At 49.4% G+C, this 603-nt stretch carries 1 protein-coding gene; it reads left to right on the forward strand.

Annotation, left to right across the window (positions count from 1 at the left end; genetic code table 11):
* On the forward strand, nucleotides 1-603 hold a 603-nt coding region (locus QF777_12095; protein MDP6912273.1), incomplete at both ends, for a branched-chain amino acid ABC transporter substrate-binding protein.

Raw genomic sequence — 603 nt, forward strand, 5'->3', positions numbered from 1 at the left:
GTACTTCGTGTTCAGGAGCTGCTACGGCTGCTTCACCTTTGATTTCAGAAGCCGGAATGGTAATGATTTCAGGTTCAAACACGTCTCCAGCATTGACATCAGACTTGGCAGGAACTGCCGGATCTGCGTATCACGCTGGTTATTACCGCACCGCCCATAACGACCTTTATCAGGGAGCTGCTGCTGCGAACTTCGCACTCGAAGTATTGGGTGTGACTTCAGCTGCTGCTATCCATGATGGAGATCCATACACCGAAGGTTTGGCGCAGGCATTTGCCGATGCGTTCGAAGCTGGTGGTGGAACAATCACTGTATTCACAGCTGTGAACAAGGGCGACACGGACATGGTTCCAGTGTTGACCGAAGTTGCTGCTAGTGGTCCAGAAATGTTGTTCTTCCCAATCTTCCAACCTGAAGGTGACTTCATTATTCAACAGGCTGGTTCTGTTGCAGGAATGAGTGGTATCACCATGATGGCCGCTGATGGTCTTTTGAACTCAGATTATTTAGCTTTAGCTGAATCTGAAGATATGTTTTTCTCGGGTCCAGATACCCGTTATGGCGACAACGCTAACCAGTCAACTGGTGAGCTTGCAGCCTCCG

The organism is Acidimicrobiales bacterium (assembly GCA_030747595.1).
Taxonomy (GTDB): domain Bacteria; phylum Actinomycetota; class Acidimicrobiia; order Acidimicrobiales; family MedAcidi-G1; genus UBA9410.